Below are 25,475 nucleotides of genomic sequence, written 5' to 3' on the forward strand. Positions count from 1 at the left end.
AATGAGCGGTTCTTTGAATAAAAAATCCGAGCTTCTGATGCCGGCAGGGTCGCTGGAAAAACTCAAAGTGGCGGTTCTGTACGGGGCGGATGCCGTTTATATGGGCACGCCCGATATGTCGTTGCGCACGGCGTCCGAATTTACGCTGGAAGATGTGGTGAAGGGCGTCGAATTTGTGCATGCGCACGGCAAGAAAGCCTATCTCACACTCAATCTCTTTACGCACAACAAGGATATTTCCAAATTGCCGGAATATCTGGAAACCGTCAGAAAAGTAAAACCGGACGGCCTGATTATTGCAGACCCGGGAGTTTTTGATTTTGTAAAGCGGCATGCGCCGGAGCTGGAGCTTCATGTGTCGACGCAGGCGAATATATGTTCGTCTCTTTCGGTGGATTTCTGGAAGAATATTGGCGCGAGTCTTTGCGTCTTGGGGCGGGAGGTCAGTTTTGCGGAGCTTAAGGACATCAGGAAGAAATGCCCCGATATCAAACTGGAAGCTTTTATTCATGGCGCGATGTGTATGACGTATTCCGGGCGGTGCCTGCTGTCCAATTTTATGGCGGAGCGGGGGGCCAATCAGGGAAATTGCGCGAACAGCTGCCGCTGGAATTACAAGGTCCATATGCGTCTTAAGGATGGCACCACAAAAGAAGTCCGGCTTTCCGAAGAAAATCAGGGTCTGTTCGACTTTTTTCTGGAAGAAGGTTATCGCCCGGGCGAATTTCTTCCTTTTGAAGAGGACGAGCGGGGATCCTATATTCTCAATTCAAAGGATTTATGCCTGATGCCGAAGCTGGACGAATATCTCAAACTGGGGATTGATTCCCTGAAAGTCGAAGGCCGGAACAAGAGCCTTTATTACGTGGCGGTGGTTGCGCGCGCGTACCGGCAGGCGATGGACGATTACTATGCGGATCCGGAAAGCTGGGATTTTGTGCCTTATATGCGGGAGTTGGAAACGGTGCCCAATCGCGGTTACACGCTCGCTTTTCACGAAGGGCGGCTCACACATTACGCGCATAATTACGAGGAAACTCGCTCTTTGTCCGAATGGGAATTCGCCGGTATCGTCGAGTCGGTGGAAGAAGATGCCTTTATTGTGCAGGTAAAAAACAAGCTTTCGGAAGGGGATGTTCTGGAGTTTTTGCCGCCGCGCGGCCGCAGGATTGTCTTGCTGCGGATATACGAGTTTGAAGAGGCCGGGTCAGGCAAGAAAATGAAAGAGGTCAACGCAGGTTTGAAAAAGAATATCCGCATTCCGTTTTCGTTGTTCGAGCATGAAGATATCGCGCAGCTTAAAAAGGATTTTCCGCCGATGTCCGTCCTGCGGAAGGAAAAAGCGCTTACCAAAGAGGAGTGGAGCCGTCTGCGTTTTGACAAGGTAACGCACCGTCTGGAACTGGGGTATGGTATCGAGGAGATGTATGCAAGCAGGCAGGGAGCGCTCAAGCAGGCGATAGATGAAGGCGAATCCGTTCGCCGTCAAAAAACCCCGCGCTTCGGGGTGGAGGGATGCTGCGGAAAAGGATGCAACGGCTGTCTGGTGTTCTGGCATGATCCGGCTTACGAAAGAGCGCGCAAAATACTGGCGCAGAAAAAACAGGGCGAAAAACTGGAACAGGATATGATATCGAATGATTCGCTCTCTTCTTGACAGTTTGCGGGATCTGACCCCGATTATTGTCGTGATCGGTTTTTTCCAGATCGTCGTTTTACAGCAACCCTTTCCTTACCCGGCACAGATATTTGCCGGCCTGATTTCCGTTGTTTTCGGGCTGGCACTGTTTGTGCAGGGGTTGAAGTTGAGTCTCTTTCCTGTCGGGGAAGGCCTGGCGGAGGCTTTTGCCAGGCGCGGTAGTGTCATCTGGCTGGTGGTCTTTGCTTTTGCGCTGGGCTTCGGGACAACGGTCGCCGAGCCTGCTTTGATTGCCGTAGCAGCCGAGGCAGCCAGAGTAACCGCGATGGCAGGCATGATTGAAGACACGCGAGAAGCGCTGGAAGAATATGCTTTCGGCTTGCGTTATACGGTCGCGGTATCCGTCGGTTTGGCTCTGCTGGTGGGTGTTTTGCGTATTATCAAGGGCTGGCCTATTCACTGGGTTATTGCAGGAGGCTACATCATTGTTGTTGTTTTGACACAGTTTGCCCCGCGCGAAATTATCGGCGTTGCCTATGATTCCGGCGGGGTGACGACTTCAACCATTACGGTGCCTTTGGTCACGGCTTTGGGGGTCGGCCTGTCTACCGTTATTAAAGGGCGAAATCCCATGATAGACGGTTTTGGTTTGATTGCCTTTGCCAGCCTGTTTCCCATCGGCTTTGTCCTTGTTTACGGAATGGTGATGTAGGTGGAGAGTCTGTTATTCATCCTTTCAACTTTTTTAAGCACGATCGGCGATGTCGCGCCAATTGTGATTCTTTTGCTGTTTTTCCAGTATGTCGTGCTGCGCAAACCGCTTCGGAATTTGAAAAAAACGGCTGTTGGATTTGGCTATGTTATTGCGGGACTGGCCTTGTTTCTGGTCGGTCTGGAACAGGCTCTTTTTCCTTTGGGCGAGGTAATGGCCCGCCAGCTGACCTCACCGGATTTTATCGGTGGCGGGTTTCATAAGACGGATTTTGATTGGTGCGATTATTACTGGGTTTATATTTTTGCCGCTGCGATTGGTTTTTCGACGACCATTGCCGAACCGTCTTTGATTGCGGTGGCGATGAAAGCCGACCAGATGTCCGGGGGTGCGGTGAGTTCAAGGGGGTTGCGTCTGGCTGTTGCAATCGGGGTCGCTCTTTCGATCGCGCTGGGGGCTTTCCGTATTATCACAGGAACGCCGCTCCATATCTATATGATCGTGGGATACATAGTGGTGATTGTGCAAACCTTCTTTACGCCGAAATGGCTGGTCCCTTTGGCTTATGATTCCGGCGGGGTGACGACTTCGACCGTGACGGTGCCTTTGGTCACGGCCTTGGGGCTGGGCCTTGCGTCTACCGTGCCGGGGCGCAGCATCCTGATTGACGGGTTTGGCCTGATTGCGCTGGCGAGTCTGTTTCCTATGATGACGGTCATGGGCTATGCCCAGATATCCGAATGGTGGCTTCAGAGAAGAAAAGACAAGAAGGGACAAAAAGGATAAACTTTCGGGCAAGGATGGAGATGAAGGATGGATTTTAAACTGATTGTTGCGCTTGTTTCCGACGATTATACGGAAAAAGTTGTCGAAAAAGCGCGTAAAATGGGGGCGACAGGAGCGACCGTCATTACCAGTGGTCACGGAGAGGGGTTGAAGCCGAACAAGACATTTTTCGGTTTAACGCTGGAGGGGCAAATCGACATGGTCTTGTTTACCGTGGAACAGCATCTCAGCCGGGATATCCTCGAGGGAATTGCGGAAGAAGGACATTTCGATACGGAATCAGGTACGGGCATTGCCGTGCAGCTTAATATTGAGGATGCTGTCGGGTTGAAGACGCAGGTAGAAACAATCGAACAGGAAATTGAGGACCAGATATGAGCGAAAGAAAAAAATATATACAGGTTCGGGAGGTTATGACCCCTGAAATCGAAACAATTGACGGGCTGGCCAGTATCGCTGAGGCCATTGTGCATATGAAAGAAAAACATTATGGCGCTTTGATCGTCAACAAGCGTGATGAAAGCGATGAATACGGGTTTGTTACGGTGCAGGGAATTGCCCGCGAAGTGATCGAAAAAAACCTCTCTCCCGAGCGGGTGCATGTCTATGAAATTATGAGAAAGCCTGTTTTGACGGTCCACGGCGACATGAATATCCGTTACGCTATCCGCCTGCTGGAACAGGTGAATCAGGGGCGCGCCCTGGTTATTGATAACGGAAAAGCTGTGGGGATTGTCACAGTGTACGATATGGTTATCCACTACATGGATAATTAGCGATAGATTTTTAATTATGATACAGTGGACAGGGATTATTCTTTAATCCGGAAACGGTCAAAAATTACATTATGTCAAAAATTGCCTAGGACATTCGCTCTTCTATGCTCAAGAAACTAAGTATTCAACAGTTTGTTATTATCGACAAATTAGAAATTAATTTTCAGCCGTCGCTCACAATACTGACCGGGGAAACCGGGGCAGGGAAATCGATTCTTCTTGGCGCGATGGGGTTGATCCTTGGAGAGCCTTCCAAACCGGAAGCCATACGTCAGGGGTCGGACGAGGCTGTCATAGAGGCGCTCTTCGCGCCTTCCCGGGATCAGCTTGTATGGAAGTTTCTTATGGAGCAAGGATTGGTCAAAGAGTCCGATACGGAATTTTTGATTCATCGCACGATCACGACGGACGGAAGGGAAGATATCCGGTTTAACGGCAAGCCGATTGAACGTGAACTTTTAGAAGAAATTGGAACCTTTCTGGTTGAAATTCACGGCCAGTTTGCCAACCAGAACCTGACGAATCCGGCCAACCAGTTAAAGTGGCTCGACTTGTCCGGCGATTTTCCGCCGGAAGTGTTCAAAAATGTCGCCGATGCGTTGCACAATGTGCATCGCTACACGAAGGAACTGGAAGAGGAAAAGATATTCCTTGCGCGCCATAAAGGGCTTGCGGGAAGAAAAGTCGAGGCCCTTATCCGGAAATTCAACAAGATCGGCATGAAGAAGGATTTCAATGAGGAAATCAAAGCCGAATATGATGTGCTTCTCAGGGCCAAGGAAACCTCCGAGGCGTTCCAGAGAATTTTAGGGCAGCTCATTGCCGGGAACGGTGTTGTCGTATCTTTATCGACCGCAAACAGGACGCTGGCGAGCCAGAAAAATCTTGATAATGAAAAAATGGTGGATTTGACCCGCTTTCTCGCGGCGTCTCTTGATAATGCGCGCAAGGCTGTCGATGAGATGAACCGGATTATACCGGAGTATGAGATTGATACGGATCCCATCTACCGGTGCGAAAAAATATTGGCGATTCTGGATGAAATATCGAGAGAAACAAAGGTCCCCTTTGAAGGGTTGTCCGATCTTTACGAGGAAACGGATGAAAAATATCAGCGTATGCGCAATGGGCGTGAACGGCTGGCGGAGCTTCAGGATTTGCTGATAGGGGCGAAGAATGATTATCGGCATCATGCCCATATCCTGACCGAAAAACGTATTGTGGCCGGTAAGGCGCTGAGTGAAGCGATTACGGCGGAGCTTCCGCCGCTGAAACTGATGAAGGCGGAATTTGATGTTCTGGTGGAAGAAAAGCCGGATATTGAATGGACCGATCGGGGGTTCAATGAGGTTACGTTTATAGCGCGGATGAACCCCGGCACGCCTTTTAGTCCGATCGCCAAAACAGCATCCGGCGGGGAGATGGCGCGTATGGTTCTGGCCCTTAAAGTTATATTGCAGAAGGTTCAGACCACGCCGACGCTTATCTTTGACGAGGTGGATACCGGTATTGGCGGCCCGGCTGCTGCTGCTGTGGGGGAACGTATCGCGCAGCTTGCGGATAACACGCAGGTCCTGGTTATCACACACAGCCCACAAGTCGCTTCCCGCGGTCACCAGCATCTGCATGTCAGCAAGAAAACAGACGGTATGACCACAACGTCTACGGTCAGTACCTTGTCGCCTGAGGAACGTATCGATGAAATTTCACGTATGCTTGCGGGCGATACGCTGACGGCTGAATCGAAGGCCGCCGCAAAAAGTCTTATAGACGAAGCGCTGGCGGCTGCCAAATTGCGGCAACAAAAATCCGGGAAAGAATAAGCGTTATCGCACGGAATTCAATACGGTGCCGATTACCTTGGCGGAAGAAAGAATATCAAGGCAGCGCTTGATTTCATCCGTCGTTGTGACGCCTTCTTTTATAACGAGCAAAACCGCATCGACATGCGGCAGGAAGACGAGAGGATCGTCCTGTGCCAGCAAAGGCGGCATGTCATATATAATGACGCGGTCTGCGTAGCGCGTTTTAAGCTCTGTCGCGAGTTTTTTCATCTCGGGGGATCCAAGCGTTTCCGACGATTTGTCGACGGCCTGCCCTGCCGGAAAAATCGAAAGCCGTTCAAAGGGCATGCGCAGCAAACATTCCTGAACGCTTGCTTTCCCTTTAAGATAGTCCGTCAGGCCGAATTTCTGTTCAAGCTTCAGATAGTTGTGCAGGGAAGGCTTGCGTAAATCCAGGTCTGCCAGAAGGACGGTCTGTTTCAGGTCCTGCGAGATGCTGACGGCAAGGTTGGCGGCAATCGTCGTTTTTCCGTCGTTGTAATTCGGGCTGGTGATCGCCAGTGTTTTCAGGCCGGATTTCTGCATGGCCTGAAGGATTTGCGTCCGCAGAAAACGAAAAATGTCCGCTTCCCGGCTATGGGTACGGTGCGCAATAATCCGGTTTTGGTCGAGGGCTTTTTCAAACGCCGAAAGCGAGGTTTTCTCTTTTTCCAGAGCGGAAGTGTCGAGCCCCAGAGTGCCGGCCAATATTTTTTCCAGATGCGCGGCTTTTTTTTGAATGTCGTCTTTGTATTGTCTCATGTCATATCTCTTTTCTGCAAAAAATATTCCTAAAACCCAATGCGCTGCATAAGAAGGCCCCGGAAGAGATCAAAGGGCATCACCATCACGGAAAATATCAGGAATCCGGCAACGGCTAACATCAGGGCGCCGATCAATATTTTAAAAAGAAGATGCTTGATGGATATTTTCTCATCCAGCGTCCTCAGGTGGGGGATTGTAACAAGGGGGGCTACGCCCACAAGGGTTTCCAGATGCTGGGGTCCTATAATGCTGCGGCTTAGAATATGAAGGGTCAGGACGCTTGCCAGTCCGCCTGTAAGAGCCAGAATAAATCCGGCCAGAATAAAGACGCTGCGGGCCGGCTGCGTTGTGCGTGGTAATTCGGGAGCATCGATAACGGCAAGGCGGCGCCCGTTATGAGTCTCCTCTATGGCTTCGTTCATATTGGAGGCCAGTTTTCTGGCCTTTAATTCGCGGTAGAGAATGAGGGAGTTATCGTAATCCCGTGTCAGCGCTGCAAATTGCCGCTCCATGGCCGGGTTTTCCGATATGGCGAGCTGGTATTCTTCCTGTTCGCGTCTTACTTCTTCTTTTTGTGCCAGAAGGGCTTTTTGCTGTTCCTGAGCGGCTTGTAATTGCGCGGCGATTTGCAGGTAAGCAGGGTTGTCCGCATCCTTCTTGACGGCGAAAGAAGAACGGCTCTTGCCTTTGCCTGCCTTGGAAAGCTGCTCTTTAAGTTTTTCCAGCTGGTTTTGAAGAGATATAACGTCCGGATGCTCTTCACCATAAGTTTCGCGGGTTGTGTCTAATCTTGTTTGAATATCGGTTATTTTTGCCTTGATTCTGGCGGTATAGCTTGCAGGGTCGACCTGGGATTCCAGTGCGTCAATCTGGCGGGAAACCTTGAGGACGTCCGGGTGCTGCTGCCCGTATTTTGCCGTCAGTGTCGCGTATTGGGATTTTAGCGCGCGCAGTTGTGTGGAAGGCGTGGTCAGGGCCTGTCCATTTTCAACAATGGTTGAATAGGGGTCCGTTTGCGCCAGCTGCGAACGTAAGGCGCCCTGCAATCCTATATTCGATATGATCTGGCTTTCAATGGCCTGAAGGCGGGACGTCGAGGAAGCCGCAGCCTGTTGGTTAAAAGAAAGAGCGTCCGGGCGGATGTTGCCGTTTTCAGCGCGAAACTCCGCTATTTTTCTTTCCTGTTCGGCCAGGGACTCCGAGAGAATTTCAATCTGTCCGTCCAGAAAATCGGATGTGCTTTTCGCGGTGTTGCGGCGATCTTTCAAATCCTCGTCAAGGAAGCGGGAGACAAGTTCATTTACGGTCTGTTGTGCGAGAAGGGGATCCCCATATTCAAAGCTGAGGACAAAGGCAATGGCGGAAAGCTGCGATGTCGAAGCTTTTTGTGCCGAAGCAGGATTGGCAAGAGGCGTGCTGAGCAATTTAATCGTTATCTTTTTTTGCATTTGCCTTGCAACGTAGGAAATGGGGGTATGTTTTCGTACACCCGGATACAGATTAAGTTTGGCGATGACGTCAACCAGAGAGCTTGTCGAAAGCACTTTTTGACGCAGCCGTCCGATTCGCAAATCTGCGATTGCCTCTACTGTTTCGGCATTGACGCCTGATGTTTCCGCAACGTCAATCGCAATCTCGGGCTGTACGACTTCGACAGTCGCGGCGGCACGATAGTTTGACCATTTAAGGGCGTAGACGACGGAGAGCGAAAAAATAATGCCGGCGACCAGAAAGAAAACTTTCTTCCTGCGGCGCAAAATCGAGACATATTCAAGAGGGTTTAATGTGTTCATTGTTACTGTTCCATAAGTTCTTCTGTTTTTTTAAAAAGTCCGGAAGGTTATCTCCCGAAGTCAGGCCGGTATGAAAGTCCGATCCTTACGATATTTTGTTCCGCATCCTCGCGGCTGCCGGACAGGGTTTCTTTCCGGTATCTGTAAGACGCCGTGATGTCCAGCTGCTTCGTTATTTTGTATGAAAGGGCTCCGCCCCCGCCCCATGTCGTATCAAGGTTGTTTGTAGAAAGGGGCGGCTGGTCGGCCAACTGATAGTTGGTGTCAAGAGTCAGTGAAAGTTTCGGATTGAAGCTGTATGTCCCTTCGGCGGAGAATTTTGTCAAAGAGGCCTCCGAACCGTTGGAGTAAGGCTGCCGGTAGCGTGTGGCTGAAACCTTCGCCGCATTTTGTTCCTTTTTATATGACAGCACACCTGAAAAAACAGGATTCCAGTCGACTCCCCGCTTGGAGGTTGCGTAACCGTAGAACTTCGATCCCAGAGCTCCGGCAGACAGTTCGGCCGAAAGATTTTGTGTCAGGGAAGCATTCCAGCCGATAGAAGGTCCGATACTGTCAATATGAAGGTCCGTGTTTTCCAGAGACTGGTAGCGCTGTGCCTGAATGGATAATATCGCCTGCTGGCGCGGCGTTATGCTGTAGACAAAAGAAGGGATAACGGAAAGGGTCCTGTAATCGCTTAAAAAGGAATCTTCATACTTGGATTCAAGCCATGATCCCGCAATCTCTATTTTGCTCCGCTGCGACGTATTGTAGGAAATCCGCGGAAGAAGAGAATAGGACATATGCCGTACAGACCCGATATTCTGGCCCAATGTCGTCAGTTCGCTTGTCCGCGTGGTGTCGTAATCTATCTTGCCGGTCAGGGCCGTTTCCCACCGCGCCGAGTGCCATACAAGCCCGGTATTTCCATGAAAATCCGTTGAGTTGAAGTCCGATCGGTTGAACTGGTTTCGGGTGGCGGAAACACTGGCATTTATCCGTGTACAGGGCATTTCATCTATCAGGGTCAGGGCGGCCGTTGTTTCAGAGCCGTATATGCTCTTTTCATTCCGGGAAAGCATGACAGGATTCGTATTCCAGACGCCGGTTTCGCTGAAACGCATTTTGATATTTGTATTTCCGGCGAAGCCCTCTTGCCCGGAAAGGAGCAAAATCAAAACGGCCGCCAGACTTCCTGCTTGAGGGACGCAGCGCTTAAAGGGAAAAGCAGGGTATCTCATAGAACTAAAAAATTCCTGAGGTTGGCACAAAAATGACGTCTCCCGACTTAAGGTCTATATCTTTGTCCAGCTTCCGTCCGCGTGCGATATTGCTGTAGGGGTATTTGATAGATTTTTTCCCTTCCGGCGTTTTGCGGATGATGATGATATCGCTTTCATCGGCGTAGGGGGTGAGCCCCCCGACCTGGCTCAATACCTCCATAACACTCATGCGCGTGTTCATAATAACTTCGCCCGGTTTCTGGACCTGGCCCAGGACGCTTACCTTATGTCCAAGAGGGGCTTTGACGGAAACCGTGACGGAGGCATCGGGAATGGACATTTGGAGCCTGTCTCTGATGGCGGATTGTACATAAAAGGGGGTCATGTCCTGAACCATGAGCGTGCCGATCAGCGGGAATGTGATCGTGCCGTCAGGGAGTACCAGAACTTCACGGTCCATGCCCTCTTCCTTCCAGACGGTGACCTGCAAAATATCTCCGGGCTGAAGCGTAAAACCCTCTTCGTTTCCTTCGGCTTGCGCTGTGTAAGAAACGGCGGTTAAAAACAGCAGAAAAATCATACAAGATATTGAAATTACTCTCATTTTAGTTCCATTTCGTCAGGGATATCTCTCAATCCATGGCAATCTATATATTTTATACGTCAATAGCAACACGATAAGAGCGGTTACGGCAAATCAGATATAAAAAAGGCGCCAAGCAAATGGCGCCTTCTGGACTTTGATTTACGCCTCTGTTGTCAGGCGATAGCTTTTTTCTGTTTTTTTGCTCTTTTTCTGGCGCGATATCCCGCCAGAGCCGCCAGCCCCAGACCAAACATGGGCAAAGCGGCCGGCACGGGCACAGCTGAAACAACGTAAGAAACGTCAAATGCCGTGCTTCCGGCGACAGTGCCCAGAAATACGGCCATGAAGTCAAGAGACCCTGCAGAGAAGTTTTTAATAATAGCTGTTCCCGAAGTTAAGCCCGTCAACTGCGCGCTTGCGAAAGCGAGGGCTCCTGAAAAAGTGCCATCTGTCGTGCCGTCAGACAGAGGAGTGCCGGAACTGGAATCGTCTGCCGCCCAGCCTGCATAATCATGGAAGCCGTCATTGTAGAAGTAGGCTCCAAAATCCGCCAGAAGTCCTGATGTTATCGGGCTTGCAAAACTGTAGCTAAATGAAACCATGCTGCTGGGAGGCAATATGCCGTTGATGATGCTCAGAACGGAACTGCCGCCACCGCCACCGCCGGTGATCGTTCCCGTCTGACCGATATCAAGCGGCTCCGGCGTCATTTCTACGACGGACCCTGAAAAATCGACAACCGCAGCGGCCGCCGATTTAGCGTTCACGGAAAAAGCGACAGCCATCACGGCAATCATCAAGAAGGTGGTAGTTTTCATATTACATCCCCAAAAATATTTCACACAGTCTGAAATAGTCATACAGATCCTTGTCTAACACAGAAAAATACAGGGGTTCAAGCTCTTTTTACAGTTCGAAAAAGGGGTTCTGTGTCAGGGCGACACCTCAAAATTCTGGCAAATCATCTGTGAATGGCCTATAGCTTTAGGCATGCTTTCTTTGTTGGTTGCGCAGGAAAAAAGTATGTTTTTTCATAAAGTTTTGTTTGTTTTCACCCTTGCTTTTTCAGGATGGTCTCTTTCTGCTTGCGATAATCCGGAGCAAAAGGAGGAAAAATATCTGAGCCGGGGCGATTCTTTTTTTGAAAAACAGGATTACGCGCGGGCGCGGCTGGCATATAAGAATGCGGCCCGTTTTTCTCCGACAGACCCGAGGGTTCTGTACAGCCTGGGTCTTGTGGACGAGGCGCAGGGGAATCTGAGGGGGGCGATGGCGGCCTATATGGTTGCCGAGCAGCAGGATCCGGATTTTGAGCCGGCTGTTTCCAAACTGGCCCAATATTTTCTGGCGGCACAGCAATATGATGAGGTGCGCCGTCGTGTGGAACGGATTTTGTCTCTTGATCCCAAAAATGCCGGCGCACATGCCCTGTCTGCGTCCCTTCTTCTAGAGCAAAAATATTTTGAAGAGGCGAAAGACGAAGTGCGTCTGGCCTTTGAGGGCGATCCGGACAATGTGATTGCCTTTTCCGTTCTGACGGGCATTCATGTCGCACAAGGTCGGCTGGATGAGGCGCAGGAAACGCTTGATAAGGGGATTGCCCGCAACCCGGAGGCACTGCCCCTGTTTCTTCTGAAAGCGGCTGTTTATAGCGAACAGAATGATATGCAAAAAATTGCCCAGACCTACGAACGCATTTTTCTTTTGCGTCCGGAGGACATCCGTCTGCGGATTGATTTGGCCAGAATCCTGTCCGAAGCGGGGGATAAAAAGGAGGCGGAAGCCGCTCTGCGCGCCGCCGTCGTCCGTTTTCCCGACAATACGGAGATCAAGCGCAGATTGTCCATGTTTCTGGAAGAAGAGCGTGGAATGAGCGTCGCGGAACAGGAGATTCGTTCCTATATCGAAGCGGCGCCGGAACAAAAAATCCTCTATCTCTGGCTGGCCGATCTTTATATCAAGCATGACCTGATAGATCAGGCGGTCGCAACGCTTGAAGAGGTTATCGGGGGGCAAGTGGAAGACGGGATCAGCCTGAATGCCAGCACGTCCCTGGCCAGTATCCAGCTTAATCAGGGGGATGCCGCTTTAGCCGCCAAATTGATAGAGGCCGTTTTGGCGAAGGATATCAATAACACGGACGCTCTTTTTGTTCGGGCCAGTCTGGCCTTTTTCAAGGGGGACGATCAAAGGGCTGTCTCCGATCTTCGGACCGTCGTACGGAATAATCCGCGTGCGACCAAGGCTTTCAGGGTTCTGGCGGAAACGCTTCTGCGGCAGGGCCATTTGGATCTGGCCATAGATACCCTCAGGCAATCTCTGGATGTTGACCCGGGCGATCTTCAAACCCATGTTCGTCTGGCACAGCTTTACGTGATTCAGGGAGATGCCGGGCGGGCGCGCAATCTGCTGTCTCTTGTGACAACGGCGGACCCGGCCTATCCGGTCGGATGGGAAAGTCGCGCGCGCCTTGCCATTGAAACGAAGGATTGGGCCGCAGCGGAACAGGCCATTCAAAAGCTTGATTCTTTAGAAGGGCAAGCGCTTCTGGCCGCTTTTTTGCGCGCGCAGATTCAATCGGGACGGGGCGAAAAAGAGGCGGCCGTCGCCCTTTACAAGCATGTGATAGAGCGCGATCCTTCTGCACCCTTGTCCGAGCATGCCTTGTCCGCCTTGCTTGTTTTGTCCGAAGATCTGGGAAACCTGCCTGACACGATAAACTATATTGGCTCTCTTGAGAGCAAGAGCGCGGCTGTTTCAACGGTCCTGGGCAAACTTCTTATGATGCGCGGAAAAACGGCGGCGGCGGAAGAGGCTTTCAATGCGGCGGTAGCGCTTGAGCCTCATACGCAGGCTCCGTTTCTTTCCCTTGCCGAAATTTTCCGTGCGCGGGGAGAGAACGGGAAGGCAATCGGGATTCTCCGGGAAGCGGAAAAAGCCGTTCCTTCGGATATCAAGGCTTCCATGATGATGGCGGATATCCTATCCTCGCAGGGACGGATTGCGGAAACGATAGAGATTTATGAGGCGCTGCTTGCAAGCAATGCATCGCTTGATGTTGTGGCAAATAATCTGGCCCAGACTCTTGCGGATTTTCAAAATAACGACAGGGCGGCGATGGAGAGAGCGAGGATGATGGCGGAACGTTTTATGACGTCGGACAATCCGTTTTTTCTCGATACGCTTGGTTGGGTCTATTTCCGTCAGGGAAACATCGCGCAGGCGCGGCCTCTTTTCGATCGCGTTGTCGCTCGTCTGGATCCGCTACCGCCGCAAATACAATATCACTATGGTGCGCTATTGCTGGAATCCGGTGAAAAGCAGAAGGCAAGGGAAATGCTTCTTCAATCTGTAAAGGCGGGAAAGCCTTTCACAGGATATGACGAGGCCATGGCTTTGTTAAAAGGGCTGGAATAGACGCTTTTTCGATTTTTTCTAAAAAAGGAGAGAAGAAGGAAGAATCATCTTTCAGGATTTTTCAAAACTTCCGGCGCTCCCGATTTTTTGAGCTCATTTACGAGCGCCTTTATGGAGTCTCCGTCGCGGCGGTCCGCGATCAGGATGGCATCACCCGTATCCACGACAATGATATTTTCAATGCCGGCACAGGCGATGAGGCGGTCTTTGCTTTCTATCAGGGAGTTTTTAACGTTATGACAGGCTACATGTCCTTCAAGTGCATTGCCGTTTTCATCTTTGTTTTTTATTTCCCAAAGGCTTTCCCATGAGCCGATGTCGGACCATCTCGGATCGCACGGAACAACGGCGCTTTGTGCGCTTTTTTCCATGATGGCTTTATCGAAGGGCTCCGAAGGGAGCGCCGCATAAAGGTCCGGTGAGGCCTGGGTGTAATCTTCGTCTGTGACGGCGGCGGCAACCCCGGTGAGAATTTCAGGGGCATGCTGCCCGAATTGTGATAAAGCCGTATCTGCCCTGAAAAGGAACATGCCGCTGTTCCACAGGTAATCTCCTGCTTCAAGATAGGCGCGGGCCGTATCCGGGTCCGGCTTTTCTACAAATTCCTGAATTTTATAAACCGCATTTTCAATGAGCGGCCCGCCTTGCAGGATATACCCGTAGCCTGTTTCGGGTCTTGTGGGTTGAATCCCGAACGTCACCAGATACCCCTGCTGCGCCGCCTGCAAACCAAGCGCATAGGCCTGCGATAGCGCTTGTTCGTCGTCTATATGATGGTCGGCGGGCAATATCCACAGGAGAGCATCTTTTCCGAATTCACGGACAACATATTTTGCGGCGAAGGCGATGGCTGCCGCAGTGTTGCGCGGACAAGGCTCGCACAGAACAGTGCTTTGGGCCGAAGGATCCAGTTCTGCGAGTTGTTCTTTCACTTTTTCCTGCTGCGATTTTACGGTGACGACAACAAGATGCTCCATTGGAACATTCGCCGTTTTTGCCGCTCTTTGCACGGTTTCCTGCAGCAGGGAGTTTTTTCCCGTCAGTTTGAGAAATTGTTTGGGATGTTCTTCCCTGCTGGCCGGCCATAAACGTGTTCCGGATCCGCCGCATAAAATGACAGGCACTATCATTGATTGGTCCATTCTCAGGATTTATCGGAAAATTTCCATATATTCACTACTAAAGCGGGTGGAAAAAGACAACAAAATTTTCCGATGACAGGTTTTATGTAGAAAAAAGATATGTCCTTATATATTAGTGGCTCTCCGGTTTTTTGAAAGCCGGGCTTTTTGTACAATATGTAAGGGGGAGGATATATGAACCTGAAATTTTCAGATTATAAAACAGGTGATTCCGACACGCGCCCATGGGGAAAATATGTCGTTACAAATGTCGGTGTCACCGAAAGCGGGGAAGATTTTTGTGAAAAAGAAATCACGGTCCATCCGGGAGAACTCCTTTCCCTGCAGTCCCATGAACTCAGGCGGGAGCACTGGCGCGTAAAAGAGGGAACGCTCACGGTGATCCGGGATCGCAAGCGGATCACGCTTGAGGCCGGACAGGACATCGAAATTGCCGTGCGCAGCATTCACTGTATGGCGAATCTGGGAGAGGTGGCTTGTGTTGTCCATGAACGGCAGGAGGGGATTTGCCGCGAGGATGATATCGTCCGTTACCGCGATGCGTATGACCGGTCGGCGGGAACGGCGGAGTCGGAAGCGAAAGAAAGCCTTCTTCTTTATACCCGGATCTTGGACGAGCTCCGCAAAGGGAAATGATTTTAAAAGACGTCTTAAAAATTCCGGGCAGAAATTGAGACGGAATCAGGCGTGCTTTCCCGTATGTCCGGAATGGAAAGGATCCGGCTTTGTTCCGGAAGATCTCCCAGTGTCGGGCCGCCGTTATTCATGTAATTCTGGACATGGTAGGGACCTTTATATCTTTTGACGTGCAGGTCGTTGGCAATGTCCATAATGTCCTCTTCCCCCATCAGGTGCGTATGAACGGTCGTGCGCACTTCGAACGGGACTTTCGTTTGCGCGCACAGCATGCTGAGCGTTTGCTCAAAAGGGGTATGCAATTTAACGCCCGTCACGGTTTTGGTTTTTGACGGCGGGGCTTTGTAATCCAGCGCAATAAAATCCAGCAATTGCCGGTCCAGCATTTGCCGCACGATGTCAGGCCGCGTCCCGTTGGTGTCGAGCTTGATCGCAAAGCCCATGCGTTTCACAGATTCGGCAAAGCCGATGATGTCTTTATAAAGCGTCGCTTCTCCGCCTGACAGGACGATCCCGTCCAGAAGGCCCTGACGTTTTTTAAGAAAAGAGAGAACGTCTTCGGCGCTTTTGCGGCCGCTTTTTCCTCTGACGATTTGCGGGTTGTGACAATAGGCGCAGCGCATGTTGCACCCCGCGAACCAGACGATCGCCGCCGTTCGGTCCGGAAAATCCAGCATCGTAAACGGCGTCAGATCGTAAATGGGAAGAGTCGTTTTCATCTAATGCCGCGAAAAAAGATCGCCCGTATCGATGCGCTCTTCGGTGAAATGAAGGCGGTCTTTATGCTCTCCTTTTTTGCCGGTATTGAAGCTGTCCACGGGGCGAAAATAGCCCATAACGCGCGTCCAGACTTTCGTTTTTTCGTGGCAGTGCGGACATTCCGGCTGTTCCCCGTTCAGGTATCCGTGTTCGTCGCAAACGGAGAAGACGGGCGTTACCGTGATATAGGGAAGCTGGTAATTCTCAATGACCGTCTTCACGAACCGTTTGCAGCTTTCGGCGCTGGAGAGTTTTTCATTCATATACAGGTGCAAAACCGTGCCGCCCGTATATTTGCATTGCAGTTTGTTTTGAAGATCGAGGGCTTCGAACGGGTCGTCCGTGTATCCAACCGGAATTTGGGATGAGTTGGTGTAGTAAATATTCTCTCCCGTGCCGGCTTGCAGGATATCCGGATAGTGTTTCAGGTCTTCCCGTGCGAAACGGTACGTCGTGCCTTCGGCGGGCGTGGCTTCCAGATTGTAAAGATTCCCCGTTTCCTGCTGGTAGTCTTTCATTTTCTCCCGCATATAATCCAGGATATCCAGCGACATCTGCACCCCTTCTTCTGTCGTGAGATCCCGGGTGTCGCCGGAGAAATTGCGCACCATTTCGTTCATGCCGTTGACGCCAATGGTGGAAAAGTGATTACGCAAAAAAGGCAGATAGCGCGCGGAATAAGGATATAGCCCCCTGTTATACATTTCCTGCACATAGGCGCGTTTTTTCTCCAGGGTGGACTGGGCGATATTCATGAGGCGGTCCAGTTCTGCGATCAGGCCGTCATAATCTCCTTTGAAACGATAGCCCAGCCGCGCCATGTTAATCGTCACCACGCCGAGCGACCCCGTCATTTCGGCGGACCCGAAAAGGCCGTTGCCGCGTTTTTGAAGTTCCCGCAGGTCCAGTTGCAGGCGGCAGCACATGGAACGCACCGCACCGGGGGAATAGGCTTCCGGGTTTTTGACCTTTTCCCCTGCTTCATTGCTCATATACTGGCTGCCCACAAAATTCTGGAAGTAGGAGCAGCCCATTTTGGCGGTGTTGTCGAAAATGGCGCGGGCCACTTTGCCGTCCCAGTCGAAATCATCGGTGATATTCACGGTCGGGATGGGAAAGGTAAAAGGCTGGCCCGTTGAATCGCCCTCGGTCATCACTTCATAGTAGGCGATGGCGATTTGTTCCATTTCCGGCGCAAAATGCACGTATGTCATGTCTTCCAAGGAGCGAATGCCCAAATCGCGCCGCACGGCTTCATCCAAAAGGGTGTTGTCCTCTATCCCCTTGAACAGGTGAAGGTTGTTCAGGGTCGGAATATTTTTTTGCAAATCTTCGGGAACGCTGATGTCCAGCGTGATATTGGTAAAAGGTGACTGTCCCCAGCGCGCCGGAACGTTCAGATTGTAAACGAACTGGCGAATGGCTTTTTTGATTTCCCGAAAAGAAAGCTGGTCGCGAAATACGTAAGGGGCAAGATAGGTATCGAAGGAACTAAATGCCTGTGCGCCGGCCCATTCGGACTGGAGGATTCCCAGAAAATTGCTCATTTGTCCCAGCGCTTCGCGGAAATGACGCGGCGGTTTGGAAGACACGCGCCCCCCGACGCCGTTGAAGCCTTCATTCAAAAGCGCCCGCAAGGACCATCCCGCGCAATATCCGGTCAGGCAATCCAGATCATGGATATGCAGGTCTCCTTGACGGTGGGCTTTGCCTTCTTCCGAAGAATAAACTTCATCCAGCCAGAAATTGGCAATCACTTTCCCGGCGACATTATTCACAAGTCCCGCGTTGGAATACCCCGTATTCGCGTTGGCGTTGATTCGCCAGTCTTCCTTGGCCACATATTCGGAGACTGTTTCCGAACAATCGACGTTTGTTCCGCCGTAAAGAGTCGTAACGGGGCTTGAGGTTGACGTCTTTAAATCTTCTTTTTTAAGGGGGGAAACGACAGACAGGGACGGCGCAGCAGACATAGAAAGACCTCCTTTAAAGGCGAAAAGGTGAACAGATGCTCCAAAACGGAAATATTTAAAAAACACAAGATGTTGTGCTCTCGGGAATCACATTAACACCAGATGTGGTGGTCTGGATTTGATTTTTGTCAATCAATGCAAAATTTAAACAAAGCGGCGGCTTTATTGTCAGCTATTGTATTTACGGACCAGTTTTCCGATGGTGAGTCCCTGCACGATGATGGAAAACATCACGATGCAATAGGTTACGAGGAGCAGGAAGTCCCGCAGGTCGCCAGAGGGGAGGGAGAGCACGAGGGCGACCGATATGCCGCCGCGCAGGCCACCCCATGTGAGGATATTGACTGCGCCGGGGCTGAAGTTTCGAATTTTTTTCAGAAAGCTTACGGGCAGAAGAACGGAGAGATAGCGGATAAGGAGGAGGAGCGGAATCATGATGAGGCCGGTATACAGGGCGGTTTGATTAAATTCGATAATGAGCAGGCTAAAGCCCAGAAGCAGGAACAGGATGGCGTTCAGGAATTCATCGATCAGTTCCCAGAAATTATCCAGGTTTTGTTTTGTGTGGTCCGACATGGCGCGATCGCGCCCGACATTGCCGACAATCAGGCCGGCCACGACCATTGCGATCGGGCCGGAGGTATGAAGCGCATTGGCCAGTTCGTATCCGCCCATGACCATTGCCAGTGTCAGAAGAATCTCCACCTGGTAATTATCGACGCTGCGCAGCATGATAAAAGCAACATAGCCCAGGGCGCCTCCTAGGATGGCCCCGCCGATCGCTTCTTCGACAAACAGCAAGGCGACGTGGGACGCGGTGGTTTCGCCATGCGTCGCTATGCCCAGCAGCGTCAAAAAGAGGACGACGGCAATTCCGTCGTTAAAAAGGGACTCGCCGACGACCTTGATTTCCAGTGTTTTGGGCGCACCCGCTTTTTTCAGGATGGCCATGACGGCGATCGGGTCTGTGGGGGAGATCAGGGCGCCGAATAAAAGCGCGTAAATAAACGGGATGTCAAAGCCGAGAACAGGAAATATCTTATATGCTGCAAGTCCGGTCAGGGCGGTAGACAGCACAGTACCGAAAAGGGCCATCGCGCCGATGATATATTTTTGGCTCTGCAATGTTTTCCAGTTCACATGAAGCGCGCCGGCAAACAGCAGAAAGCTGAGCATTCCGTGTAAAAGTGTTTCGGAGAAATCGATGCCGTCCATGATGCGGTGCACGGAAGGCAGAATATCGATACCGAGAATTGGCAAGAACAGGATGATCGCGGAGAGGATCATTGCCATGACCATGATTCCGATTGTCGTGGGCAATTTTATGAAGCGGTAATTCAGATAGGAAAACAGGGCGCAGAACGTAACCAGAATGCTGGTGATGGTGATAATGCTCATAATATTTTCTTTCTAAATATTTTGTATAAAAATTCCGGCGCTTACGAGGGTGGGAGTCAAAACCATCATGGCGATATTCAATCCCATGAAGGGGACAAGTTTTTCGATGTTCGTGTGTAACCTTCGCAGGTTGTAGAAAATAATGAAGGCAAGCGGCAGCGTGAGAAATCCTGTTGTTGCCGGTGCAGGGAGGCTGTTCGTCCCTATGCCGCCGGCAAGACATGCATAGGCAAGGATAAAGAAGATGCCGATAATCGATGCGGCTTTTTCAGGCCCCCATGCGATGGGGATGTTTTTGCGGCCGATGCGGCGGTCCGGCTCAATGTCGGGCAACTGGTTCATCAGAAGCAGGTTGTTGGCCAGAAAAAACACGATGAGAGAGGCAAAAGCGCCGCCCCATGAATAGCTGCCGCTCAAAACAAATTCGGTGCCCATGACCATGGCGGGGCCGAATCCCAGCCCGGGTGCGATTAAAGTGAGAAAAGAGTTTTTCAGTATAAACGGGCTGTAGGCGGCGACGATGATGAGTCCCGGAAGCCCGGTCCAGAGCAAAGCCGGTCCGTGAAGGAACAGAAAATAAAGGCCGATTGCCGCTGTTAACATCAGGCTGCCGCTTCCGATCTTCAGGGCCAGGGATGCCAGAGCGGGAGCTTCCGGCAGTGTTCCGCTGCCGCCGCTAAAGGGGGTGCGCCGGGTCTGAAAATCAAGACCGCTTTTGAAATCGGCATATTCGTTTAAAGCGTTGACGCTGATGCAGGCTGAAACAGCGCCGAGCAGGACAAGAAAAACCGTCGCCGCATCGATATTTCCGGTTTTCTCCCACGCGAGGGCGGCGCCCGGCGCGACACAAACGGGCGCTAATGTTAAAAAGGGCAGCCGGATTATGCCGGAGATTTGTTTGGCGGTGACGCTCATACAAAAATTCTAGAATATTCTGCCTTCTTGCAAAAGAAGGGATTTATTGCCTTGTTGCATTTTTGCTTTTAGATTGGTTGACATGAAAAGAAGGCAAAGGACAAAAATTTTCGGGAACAGGCGCGGTTTTGGCGCATTCGTTGCCGTTTTGGCCTGTCTGGCTTTTGTTCTAAGCGCCCTGTTTCCTCCCTGTAAGGTTTTGAACGCGAAGTCTTTCGTGGAAATTTGCACGGCGCAGGGGATCGAGGTTATCGCCCTTTCGGATAACGGGGAAGAAGCGCCGCAAGGGGATACGCCTTCATTCGATCTTTGTCCTTACTGCGCGGCGCAGTCTTCTTTCGGCGCAAACGGGTTGTTTGCGGCCAGTCTGGCAGGTCCGGAAAGTTTTTCCGCGTTGCCTCTGCCTGTTCCAGGTGACTCCTTTGCCGTTTCCAGACATCTTTTTTCCAATATCCAAAGCCGTGCGCCGCCTGTCTTAAGCTGAATTTCAAACATATAAATTCATAACACAGCTTTTAAGACAGGAATTTTACGATGATAAAAAGATCTCTTCTTTTGGGTGCGCTCTGCGGGAGCGTATCCATTCTGGCGACGGGGGCAGGATGGGCCCAGACGGACGTTTATAACACTTATAATTCTCTACCGGAAATGCAGGTGCAGGCGCCGCCTGTGAGCTATTATCCCGGCAACCAGAAGGTAAGCCCTCAAAATATGGACGGGCCGCAGCGCCATGACGGGGGAAGCTTTCTTGCGGACCTGCCCGGCGTAAGCGCTTCGCGTATGGGTGGCCACGGTCTGGAGCCGGTGATCCGGGGGCAGCAGCAGGGCCAGCTTAATATACTGTTGGACGGGGCTTATATTCACGGCGGCTGTCCCAACCGGATGGATCCGCCGGCTTCCTTTGCCAATGTGGAAAGCTATGACGAGGTGAGTGTTTTGCATGGATATCAAACGGTGCAGCATGGGCCCGGCGGCTCGGGCGGCACGATTTTGTTTGAGCGTACGCCCCGGAACTATGAAGGGGACGGTGTGCAGTGGACGGCACTGCTGGATGCGGGGCTGGACAGCAATGGCTGGGTGCGCAGCGCTTTGGGGGATTTGACGGTGGGAACGGAGGAGGCGCAGTTGCGCTCTGTTATCTCTGCCGGCAAAGGCAACAATTACGAGGACGGCAATGGCAATGAAGTGCGCAGCGGATTCAGGACGAAATCTGTCATGTTGTCTCCGACATGGCATATGGATGAGAACACGGATTTGACGTTGGGGATGGAGGCGGCGCGGACTCAGGATGCCTTGTTCGAAGGGGCGGGGATGGACGCGCCGGAAGATTTAAGCGTGACCTATCGCGCGAAACTCAAACATGAATGGCGGGAGGGCCTGATAGAAAGTTTTCGGGCGGAGGGCTATAAAACGCTTGTGAATCATCTCATGGATAATTTTTCCTTGCGCGTGAATACGGGCATGAAAATGAAAACAAAAGCCGATTCAGATACGTTCGGCGGGAAATTTTCAGTAGACGTTGCGGCGGGAAATTCTCCTTTGACCCTGGGTGTGGATCATCAGGACAACCGCCGGGACGCGAAGCGTTACAGCGGCATGGCGGTGGCTGCGGATGCCACGACGCCGCAATCCTACCTTTGGCCGGACGCTACGATTTCACAAACGGGTCTGTTTGCCGAAAAAACGGTTTCGGTGGCGCCGGCAACGCGGCTTAAGCTTGGAGGGCGCTATGATTACGTGCGGGCGGATGCCGATGCGGCGGACCAGCTTTTTGACGGGGTGCGCTCCGCCAATACGCTTTACCAGCTTCATTACGGTTATCGGGCCGGCGATGTGACCGAGCATAATCTGGGGGGGCTGGCCCGGCTTGAGTTTGATTTGAGCGATGAGGCTACCTTGTTTGCCGGCGCAAGCCGTTCGGTGCGCACGGCAGATACGACCGAACGCTACATGGCCGCATGGAGCGGCGTTGCCGGGAGCCGATGGGTCGGGAATCCCCGGCTCGATCCGGAAGCGCATCGCCAGCTTGATGCCGGGGTGATGCTGGACAAACCGCTCTGGCACCTTAATGCCAGTGTTTATTACGACGATGTCCGGGATTTTATCATGCGCGACCGGGCGCGGGGGCAGGACGGCATTTTGGTTGCAGGCAATGAAACGGTTTACCGCAACATTGATGCAACATTGGCCGGCGTTGAACTTGATGCGCATTACGACATGGCCCGCGATTGGAAAGTGACGGGAAACATGACGTACACCTATGGCGAGAATGACGATGACGGTGATGCGCTTGCACAAATTCCGCCGCTGGAAGGACAGCTTGGCCTGCGTTATGCGCCGGATAAATGGTCGTTTGGAGGGCGGGCGAATTTTGCCATGAAGCAAAGCCGCATCGATGACAATACGTCCCTGCGCGATGCGCAAAAAACGCCGGGCTATGTTACGGTGGACTTCTATGGCAGCTATGACATAAATGAAGCTGCAAGATTGCATTTTGGAATTGATAACGTATTTGACAAGGATTATGCACACCATCTTAACCGCTCAAATTCCTTCGATCCAACGGAGACTCAGGTCAATGAGCCGGGGCGTTCCTTCTATCTGCGCGTGTCGGCAAAGTTCTGATAAAGCCGCGCGGTTCGATATAAAGCCTCTGGCTGCCTCGGTTTTTTTGCACGGGGCGGTCGTTGCCGCGCTGAGCGTTGCGATAAGCGCAGGGCTTCTTTACAGCCGCGGGGATGCCCTGACCGATGCGCTGGAGGTCGAGCTTGTTTTGATGCCGGATGTCGTTCCGGCCGTTATTGAGCAAAAAGAGAGTCTTTCCGGTCCGCATGCAAAGAAGGCGGAAGAGCCGCCGGAAATCTTCTCTGAGGCGGACGCTGTTCAGACGGAACCTGTTTCTTCCCGGAACGCAGCACAGCAAGCGCAGCCCTACAGGGACACGGCGAAGGGCGGAATCCTGCCTTACACGTATCGCGAGCGTCTTATGCGTCATATTGAAAGATACAAATATTATCCGGCGGTGGCGCGGCGGCGGGGGCTGGAAGGGCAGGCGATCGTCGCGTTTCAGATAGACCGGCAGGGGGCGGTCGGGACGGTGCGGGTCGTGAAGACATCGGGGCACCATCTTCTGGATCACGCGGCACTGGTAACGCTCCAGCGGGCCAGCCCGCTTCCGGAGCCGCCGGAAACCTTCTCTTCGCAAGACCTCGCGTTTCGGCTTCCTGTGCAATATAGTCTGGGAAAATAAATCACTGTCATGACAAAGCCGCTTGCATTGACGATGGGGGAACCGGCCGGGGTCGGCATGGAACTGACCGCAAAGGCCTGGCGTGCACGGGAGGCGGAGTGTTTGCCGCCTTTCCTTGTTTTGTGCGATCCGGCGCAGCTGGCGGAGACGGAGGTTCCCGTTCAGGCGATCGACGATCCCGCCCGGGCAGTGGATGTGTTTGAGTCCTTTTTGCCCGTTTTTCCCATCAGCCTTCCGGTCAGGCCGGAGGCTGGAACGCCTGACGTTGCAAATGTACCGGCGGTTCTGGAGAGCATTGAAACAGCCGTTTCTTTTGCGCTGGCGGGCCGCGCAGGCGGCGTGGTTACAAACCCCGTCCACAAGGATATCCTGAAAAAGGGCGGTTTCCGGCATCCGGGCCATACGGAGTTTTTGGGCGCGCTGTGCGGGATCAAACACGATCCGGTGATGATGCTGGCGGCGCAGGATTTGCGGGTGGTGCCCCTCACCGTTCACCTTGCGCTTTCGGACGTTCCGGCAGCCGTGACACAAGATATGATTTTGCGCAAGGCGCATATGGTCGCGGCGGCCCTTCGACAGGATTTTGGCATCGGAGCGCCGAGGCTCGCCGTGGCGGGGCTGAACCCTCACGCCGGGGAAGGAGGCGCGTTCGGCCGCGAAGAGATAGAGGTTATTCTTCCGGCAATCGAGAGGTTGAAAGCGGAAGGTCTGGACATAAGCGGACCCCATCCGGCGGATACGATGTTCCATGACGCGGCGCGTAAAACCTATGATGCCGCGCTGTGCATGTATCACGATCAGGCGCTTATCCCGCTTAAGACCCTTGATTTTTACGGCGGCGTGAACGTTACGCTGGGTTTGCCGATCGTGCGCACCTCGCCGGACCACGGCACCGCGCTGAATATCGCCGGGCACGGCATTGCAAGGCCGGACAGTCTGATTTCCGCTATAAAAACGGCGGATAAAATGGTTCAAAGCCGGGGCATCTAAGATTTTACTGGATTTTGCTCCGGAAGTAAGATAGAAAGACCCCCACTTCCCTGATAACAGCAGATTCGAAAGCGGCCTCAAGGCTCTACGAACCTGTGGCGGGAAGCCTGAGTTGAAGGTTGAAAAAAGAAGGTTAAAGAACATGTCCAAAACCGGTCCTGTGGACTTTGTCCGCCAGGTAAAATCCGAAATGCAGAAGGTCACCTGGCCCTCGCGCAAGGAAACGACTGTAAGCACGATTGCCGTGTTCGTGATGGTTTTTGTGGCGTCATTGTTTTTATTTTTGTCGGATCAGGTGATCGCCTTTCTGGTGCGGTTGATTCTGGGGTTTGGAAATTAAAGAAAAAGAAGGAAATCAGGTTATGGCTGCGCGCTGGTACGTTTTGCATGTTTATTCGGGCTTTGAACACAAGGTGGCGGACGCCATCTATGAAAAGGCCCGCAAGAAAGGTCTGGAAGACTGTGTGGAAGAGATCATCGTCCCGACGGAGGAAGTGGTCGAAGTCAAACGCGGACAACGCGTTCAGGCTGAGCGGAAGTTTTTCCCCGGTTATGTTCTGGTCAAGCTCGATATGAACGACAATATCTGGCACATGATTACAGACACGCCGAAAGTCACAGGTTTTCTGGGCGCCGGAAACAAACCGTCTCCGATCAGCCAGAAAGAAGCCGATGCCTTGATGAAGCAGATTCAGGAAGGGGTGGACCGTCCGCGTCCGTCCGTTACCTTCGATATTGGCGAAGAAGTCAAAGTGGCCGACGGCCCGTTTGCTTCCTTTAACGGCATTGTTGAAGAGGTTGACGAAGAAAAGGGAAAGCTGAAAGTTTCCGTGTCCATCTTCGGCCGCGCCACGCCGGTGGAGCTGGAATACGGGCAGGTCGAGAAGATTTAAACGGCCTGCCATTAGTT

General features: G+C 52.0%; 24 protein-coding genes. 14 read left to right on the forward strand and 10 right to left on the reverse strand.

The features are described from left to right. The first annotated feature begins 1 nt into the window (after position 1). The 6 genes from H6853_03060 (at position 2) to H6853_03085 (ending at position 5,736) form a co-directional block, all read left to right on the forward strand. Positions 2-1,657 carry a U32 family peptidase C-terminal domain-containing protein gene (locus tag H6853_03060; protein USO04263.1) on the forward strand — a complete coding sequence of 552 codons (1,656 nt, stop codon included), beginning with the start codon at positions 2-4 and terminating at the stop codon, positions 1,655-1,657. Beyond that, positions 1,638-2,351 carry a DUF1538 domain-containing protein gene (locus H6853_03065; GenBank protein USO04264.1) on the forward strand — a complete coding sequence of 238 codons (714 nt, stop codon included), beginning with the start codon at positions 1,638-1,640 and terminating at the stop codon, positions 2,349-2,351. Before H6853_03060 ends, H6853_03065 begins: the two co-directional genes overlap by 20 nt. After that, positions 2,352-3,137: a DUF1538 domain-containing protein gene (locus H6853_03070; protein USO04265.1), complete on the forward strand. Its 786-nt coding sequence runs from the start codon at positions 2,352-2,354 to the stop codon at positions 3,135-3,137. 27 nt (positions 3,138-3,164) lie between these two features. Next, entirely contained in the window at positions 3,165-3,515 is a 351-nt protein-coding gene (locus H6853_03075; GenBank protein ID USO04266.1) for a P-II family nitrogen regulator, read from the forward strand. Further along, positions 3,512-3,913 carry a CBS domain-containing protein gene (locus tag H6853_03080; protein USO04267.1) on the forward strand — a complete coding sequence of 134 codons (402 nt, stop codon included), beginning with the start codon at positions 3,512-3,514 and terminating at the stop codon, positions 3,911-3,913. The genes H6853_03075 and H6853_03080 overlap by 4 nt, the downstream gene beginning before the upstream one ends. Before the next feature lie 104 nt (positions 3,914-4,017). Further along, on the forward strand, positions 4,018-5,736 hold the full coding sequence (locus tag H6853_03085) for a DNA repair protein RecN (GenBank protein ID USO04268.1): 1,719 nt from the start codon (positions 4,018-4,020) through the stop codon (positions 5,734-5,736). Between the two features lie 3 nt (positions 5,737-5,739). Here the strand turns inward: H6853_03085 and H6853_03090 are convergent, their stop codons facing one another. From H6853_03090 to H6853_03110, 5 genes are all read right to left on the reverse strand, one after another. After that, positions 5,740-6,498 (reverse strand): CpsD/CapB family tyrosine-protein kinase, encoded by a 759-nt coding sequence (locus H6853_03090; GenBank protein USO04269.1) that lies wholly within the window; start codon positions 6,496-6,498, stop codon positions 5,740-5,742. A gap of 29 nt (positions 6,499-6,527) precedes the next feature. Continuing rightward, positions 6,528-8,294: a hypothetical protein gene (locus H6853_03095; protein ID USO04270.1), complete on the reverse strand. Its 1,767-nt coding sequence runs from the start codon at positions 8,292-8,294 to the stop codon at positions 6,528-6,530. Between the two features lie 47 nt (positions 8,295-8,341). Next, entirely contained in the window at positions 8,342-9,517 is a 1,176-nt protein-coding gene (locus tag H6853_03100) for an outer membrane beta-barrel protein (GenBank protein ID USO04271.1), read from the reverse strand. A 4-nt stretch (positions 9,518-9,521) separates the two neighbouring features. After that, positions 9,522-10,079 carry a polysaccharide export protein gene (locus tag H6853_03105; protein ID USO04272.1) on the reverse strand — a complete coding sequence of 186 codons (558 nt, stop codon included), beginning with the start codon at positions 10,077-10,079 and terminating at the stop codon, positions 9,522-9,524. A gap of 179 nt (positions 10,080-10,258) precedes the next feature. Next, positions 10,259-10,945: a hypothetical protein gene (locus H6853_03110; GenBank protein ID USO04273.1), complete on the reverse strand. Its 687-nt coding sequence runs from the start codon at positions 10,943-10,945 to the stop codon at positions 10,259-10,261. 163 nt (positions 10,946-11,108) lie between these two features. On the opposite strand from H6853_03110, the gene H6853_03115 reads away from it, so the two are divergent. Further along, positions 11,109-13,502 (forward strand): tetratricopeptide repeat protein, encoded by a 2,394-nt coding sequence (locus H6853_03115; GenBank protein ID USO04274.1) that lies wholly within the window; start codon positions 11,109-11,111, stop codon positions 13,500-13,502. 44 nt (positions 13,503-13,546) lie between these two features. On the opposite strand, the gene H6853_03120 is transcribed toward H6853_03115, so the two are convergent. Further along, positions 13,547-14,632 (reverse strand): mannose-1-phosphate guanylyltransferase/mannose-6-phosphate isomerase, encoded by a 1,086-nt coding sequence (locus tag H6853_03120; protein USO04275.1) that lies wholly within the window; start codon positions 14,630-14,632, stop codon positions 13,547-13,549. Between the two features lie 186 nt (positions 14,633-14,818). On the opposite strand from H6853_03120, the gene H6853_03125 reads away from it, so the two are divergent. Beyond that, positions 14,819-15,280, forward strand: coding sequence for a phosphomannose isomerase type II C-terminal cupin domain (locus H6853_03125; GenBank protein ID USO04276.1), 462 nt, complete (start codon positions 14,819-14,821; stop codon positions 15,278-15,280). Positions 15,281-15,294: 14 nt separating this feature from the next. On the opposite strand, the gene H6853_03130 is transcribed toward H6853_03125, so the two are convergent. From H6853_03130 to H6853_03145, 4 genes are all read right to left on the reverse strand, one after another. Beyond that, entirely contained in the window at positions 15,295-15,999 is a 705-nt protein-coding gene (locus tag H6853_03130; protein USO04277.1) for an anaerobic ribonucleoside-triphosphate reductase activating protein, read from the reverse strand. Further along, positions 16,000-18,012, reverse strand: coding sequence for a ribonucleoside triphosphate reductase (locus tag H6853_03135; GenBank protein USO04278.1), 2,013 nt, complete (start codon positions 18,010-18,012; stop codon positions 16,000-16,002). Positions 18,013-18,180: 168 nt separating this feature from the next. Beyond that, positions 18,181-19,410, reverse strand: coding sequence for a sodium:proton antiporter (locus H6853_03140; GenBank protein USO04279.1), 1,230 nt, complete (start codon positions 19,408-19,410; stop codon positions 18,181-18,183). A 12-nt stretch (positions 19,411-19,422) separates the two neighbouring features. Next, the gene (locus H6853_03145; GenBank protein USO04280.1) at positions 19,423-20,325 is read right to left on the reverse strand and encodes a prenyltransferase; all 903 of its coding nucleotides are present in this window, start codon (positions 20,323-20,325) and stop codon (positions 19,423-19,425) included. An 82-nt stretch (positions 20,326-20,407) separates the two neighbouring features. Here H6853_03145 and H6853_03150 point away from each other — a divergent pair, with 82 nt between their 5' ends. From H6853_03150 to nusG, 6 genes are all read left to right on the forward strand, one after another. Beyond that, positions 20,408-20,809 (forward strand): DUF2946 domain-containing protein, encoded by a 402-nt coding sequence (locus H6853_03150; GenBank protein USO04281.1) that lies wholly within the window; start codon positions 20,408-20,410, stop codon positions 20,807-20,809. A gap of 50 nt (positions 20,810-20,859) precedes the next feature. Continuing rightward, positions 20,860-22,950, forward strand: a complete 2,091-nt coding sequence (locus H6853_03155) for a TonB-dependent copper receptor (GenBank protein ID USO04282.1) — start codon at positions 20,860-20,862, stop codon at positions 22,948-22,950. Beyond that, positions 22,904-23,575: an energy transducer TonB gene (locus tag H6853_03160; protein ID USO04283.1), complete on the forward strand. Its 672-nt coding sequence runs from the start codon at positions 22,904-22,906 to the stop codon at positions 23,573-23,575. The genes H6853_03155 and H6853_03160 overlap by 47 nt, the downstream gene beginning before the upstream one ends. A 9-nt stretch (positions 23,576-23,584) precedes the next feature. Then, positions 23,585-24,565: a 4-hydroxythreonine-4-phosphate dehydrogenase PdxA gene (gene pdxA, locus H6853_03165; GenBank protein ID USO04284.1), complete on the forward strand. Its 981-nt coding sequence runs from the start codon at positions 23,585-23,587 to the stop codon at positions 24,563-24,565. A gap of 142 nt (positions 24,566-24,707) precedes the next feature. After that, positions 24,708-24,905: a preprotein translocase subunit SecE gene (secE, locus tag H6853_03170; protein ID USO04285.1), complete on the forward strand. Its 198-nt coding sequence runs from the start codon at positions 24,708-24,710 to the stop codon at positions 24,903-24,905. 22 nt (positions 24,906-24,927) lie between these two features. Then, on the forward strand, positions 24,928-25,458 hold the full coding sequence (gene nusG, locus H6853_03175; protein ID USO04286.1) for a transcription termination/antitermination protein NusG: 531 nt from the start codon (positions 24,928-24,930) through the stop codon (positions 25,456-25,458). Positions 25,459-25,475: the final 17 nt, after the last annotated feature.

Source organism: Rhodospirillales bacterium (assembly GCA_023898765.1).
Lineage (GTDB): Bacteria > Pseudomonadota > Alphaproteobacteria > Micavibrionales > Micavibrionaceae.

Bases quoted from the DNA above. Each gene is read 5' to 3' on its own strand.
- H6853_03060 (USO04263.1), top strand. From the start codon at position 2: ATGAGCGGTTCTTTGAATAAAAAATCCGAGCTTCTGATGCCGGCAGGG.
- H6853_03065 (USO04264.1), top strand. From the start codon at position 1,638: ATGATTCGCTCTCTTCTTGACAGTTTGCGGGATCTGACCCCGATTATT.
- H6853_03075 (USO04266.1), top strand. From the start codon at position 3,165: ATGGATTTTAAACTGATTGTTGCGCTTGTTTCCGACGATTATACGGAA.
- H6853_03080 (USO04267.1), top strand. From the start codon at position 3,512: ATGAGCGAAAGAAAAAAATATATACAGGTTCGGGAGGTTATGACCCCT.
- H6853_03085 (USO04268.1), top strand. From the start codon at position 4,018: ATGCTCAAGAAACTAAGTATTCAACAGTTTGTTATTATCGACAAATTA.
- H6853_03090 (USO04269.1), bottom strand. From the start codon at position 6,498: ATGAGACAATACAAAGACGACATTCAAAAAAAAGCCGCGCATCTGGAA.
- H6853_03095 (USO04270.1), bottom strand. From the start codon at position 8,294: ATGAACACATTAAACCCTCTTGAATATGTCTCGATTTTGCGCCGCAGG.
- H6853_03100 (USO04271.1), bottom strand. From the start codon at position 9,517: ATGAGATACCCTGCTTTTCCCTTTAAGCGCTGCGTCCCTCAAGCAGGA.
- H6853_03105 (USO04272.1), bottom strand. From the start codon at position 10,079: ATGATTTTTCTGCTGTTTTTAACCGCCGTTTCTTACACAGCGCAAGCC.
- H6853_03110 (USO04273.1), bottom strand. From the start codon at position 10,945: ATGACTATTTCAGACTGTGTGAAATATTTTTGGGGATGTAATATGAAA.
- H6853_03115 (USO04274.1), top strand. From the start codon at position 11,109: ATGTTTTTTCATAAAGTTTTGTTTGTTTTCACCCTTGCTTTTTCAGGA.
- H6853_03120 (USO04275.1), bottom strand. From the start codon at position 14,632: ATGATAGTGCCTGTCATTTTATGCGGCGGATCCGGAACACGTTTATGG.
- H6853_03125 (USO04276.1), top strand. From the start codon at position 14,819: ATGAACCTGAAATTTTCAGATTATAAAACAGGTGATTCCGACACGCGC.
- H6853_03130 (USO04277.1), bottom strand. From the start codon at position 15,999: ATGAAAACGACTCTTCCCATTTACGATCTGACGCCGTTTACGATGCTG.
- H6853_03135 (USO04278.1), bottom strand. From the start codon at position 18,012: ATGTCTGCTGCGCCGTCCCTGTCTGTCGTTTCCCCCCTTAAAAAAGAA.
- H6853_03140 (USO04279.1), bottom strand. From the start codon at position 19,410: ATGAGCATTATCACCATCACCAGCATTCTGGTTACGTTCTGCGCCCTG.
- H6853_03145 (USO04280.1), bottom strand. From the start codon at position 20,325: ATGAGCGTCACCGCCAAACAAATCTCCGGCATAATCCGGCTGCCCTTT.
- H6853_03150 (USO04281.1), top strand. From the start codon at position 20,408: ATGAAAAGAAGGCAAAGGACAAAAATTTTCGGGAACAGGCGCGGTTTT.
- H6853_03155 (USO04282.1), top strand. From the start codon at position 20,860: ATGATAAAAAGATCTCTTCTTTTGGGTGCGCTCTGCGGGAGCGTATCC.
- H6853_03160 (USO04283.1), top strand. From the start codon at position 22,904: ATGAGCCGGGGCGTTCCTTCTATCTGCGCGTGTCGGCAAAGTTCTGAT.
- pdxA (USO04284.1), top strand. From the start codon at position 23,585: ATGACAAAGCCGCTTGCATTGACGATGGGGGAACCGGCCGGGGTCGGC.
- secE (USO04285.1), top strand. From the start codon at position 24,708: ATGTCCAAAACCGGTCCTGTGGACTTTGTCCGCCAGGTAAAATCCGAA.
- nusG (USO04286.1), top strand. From the start codon at position 24,928: ATGGCTGCGCGCTGGTACGTTTTGCATGTTTATTCGGGCTTTGAACAC.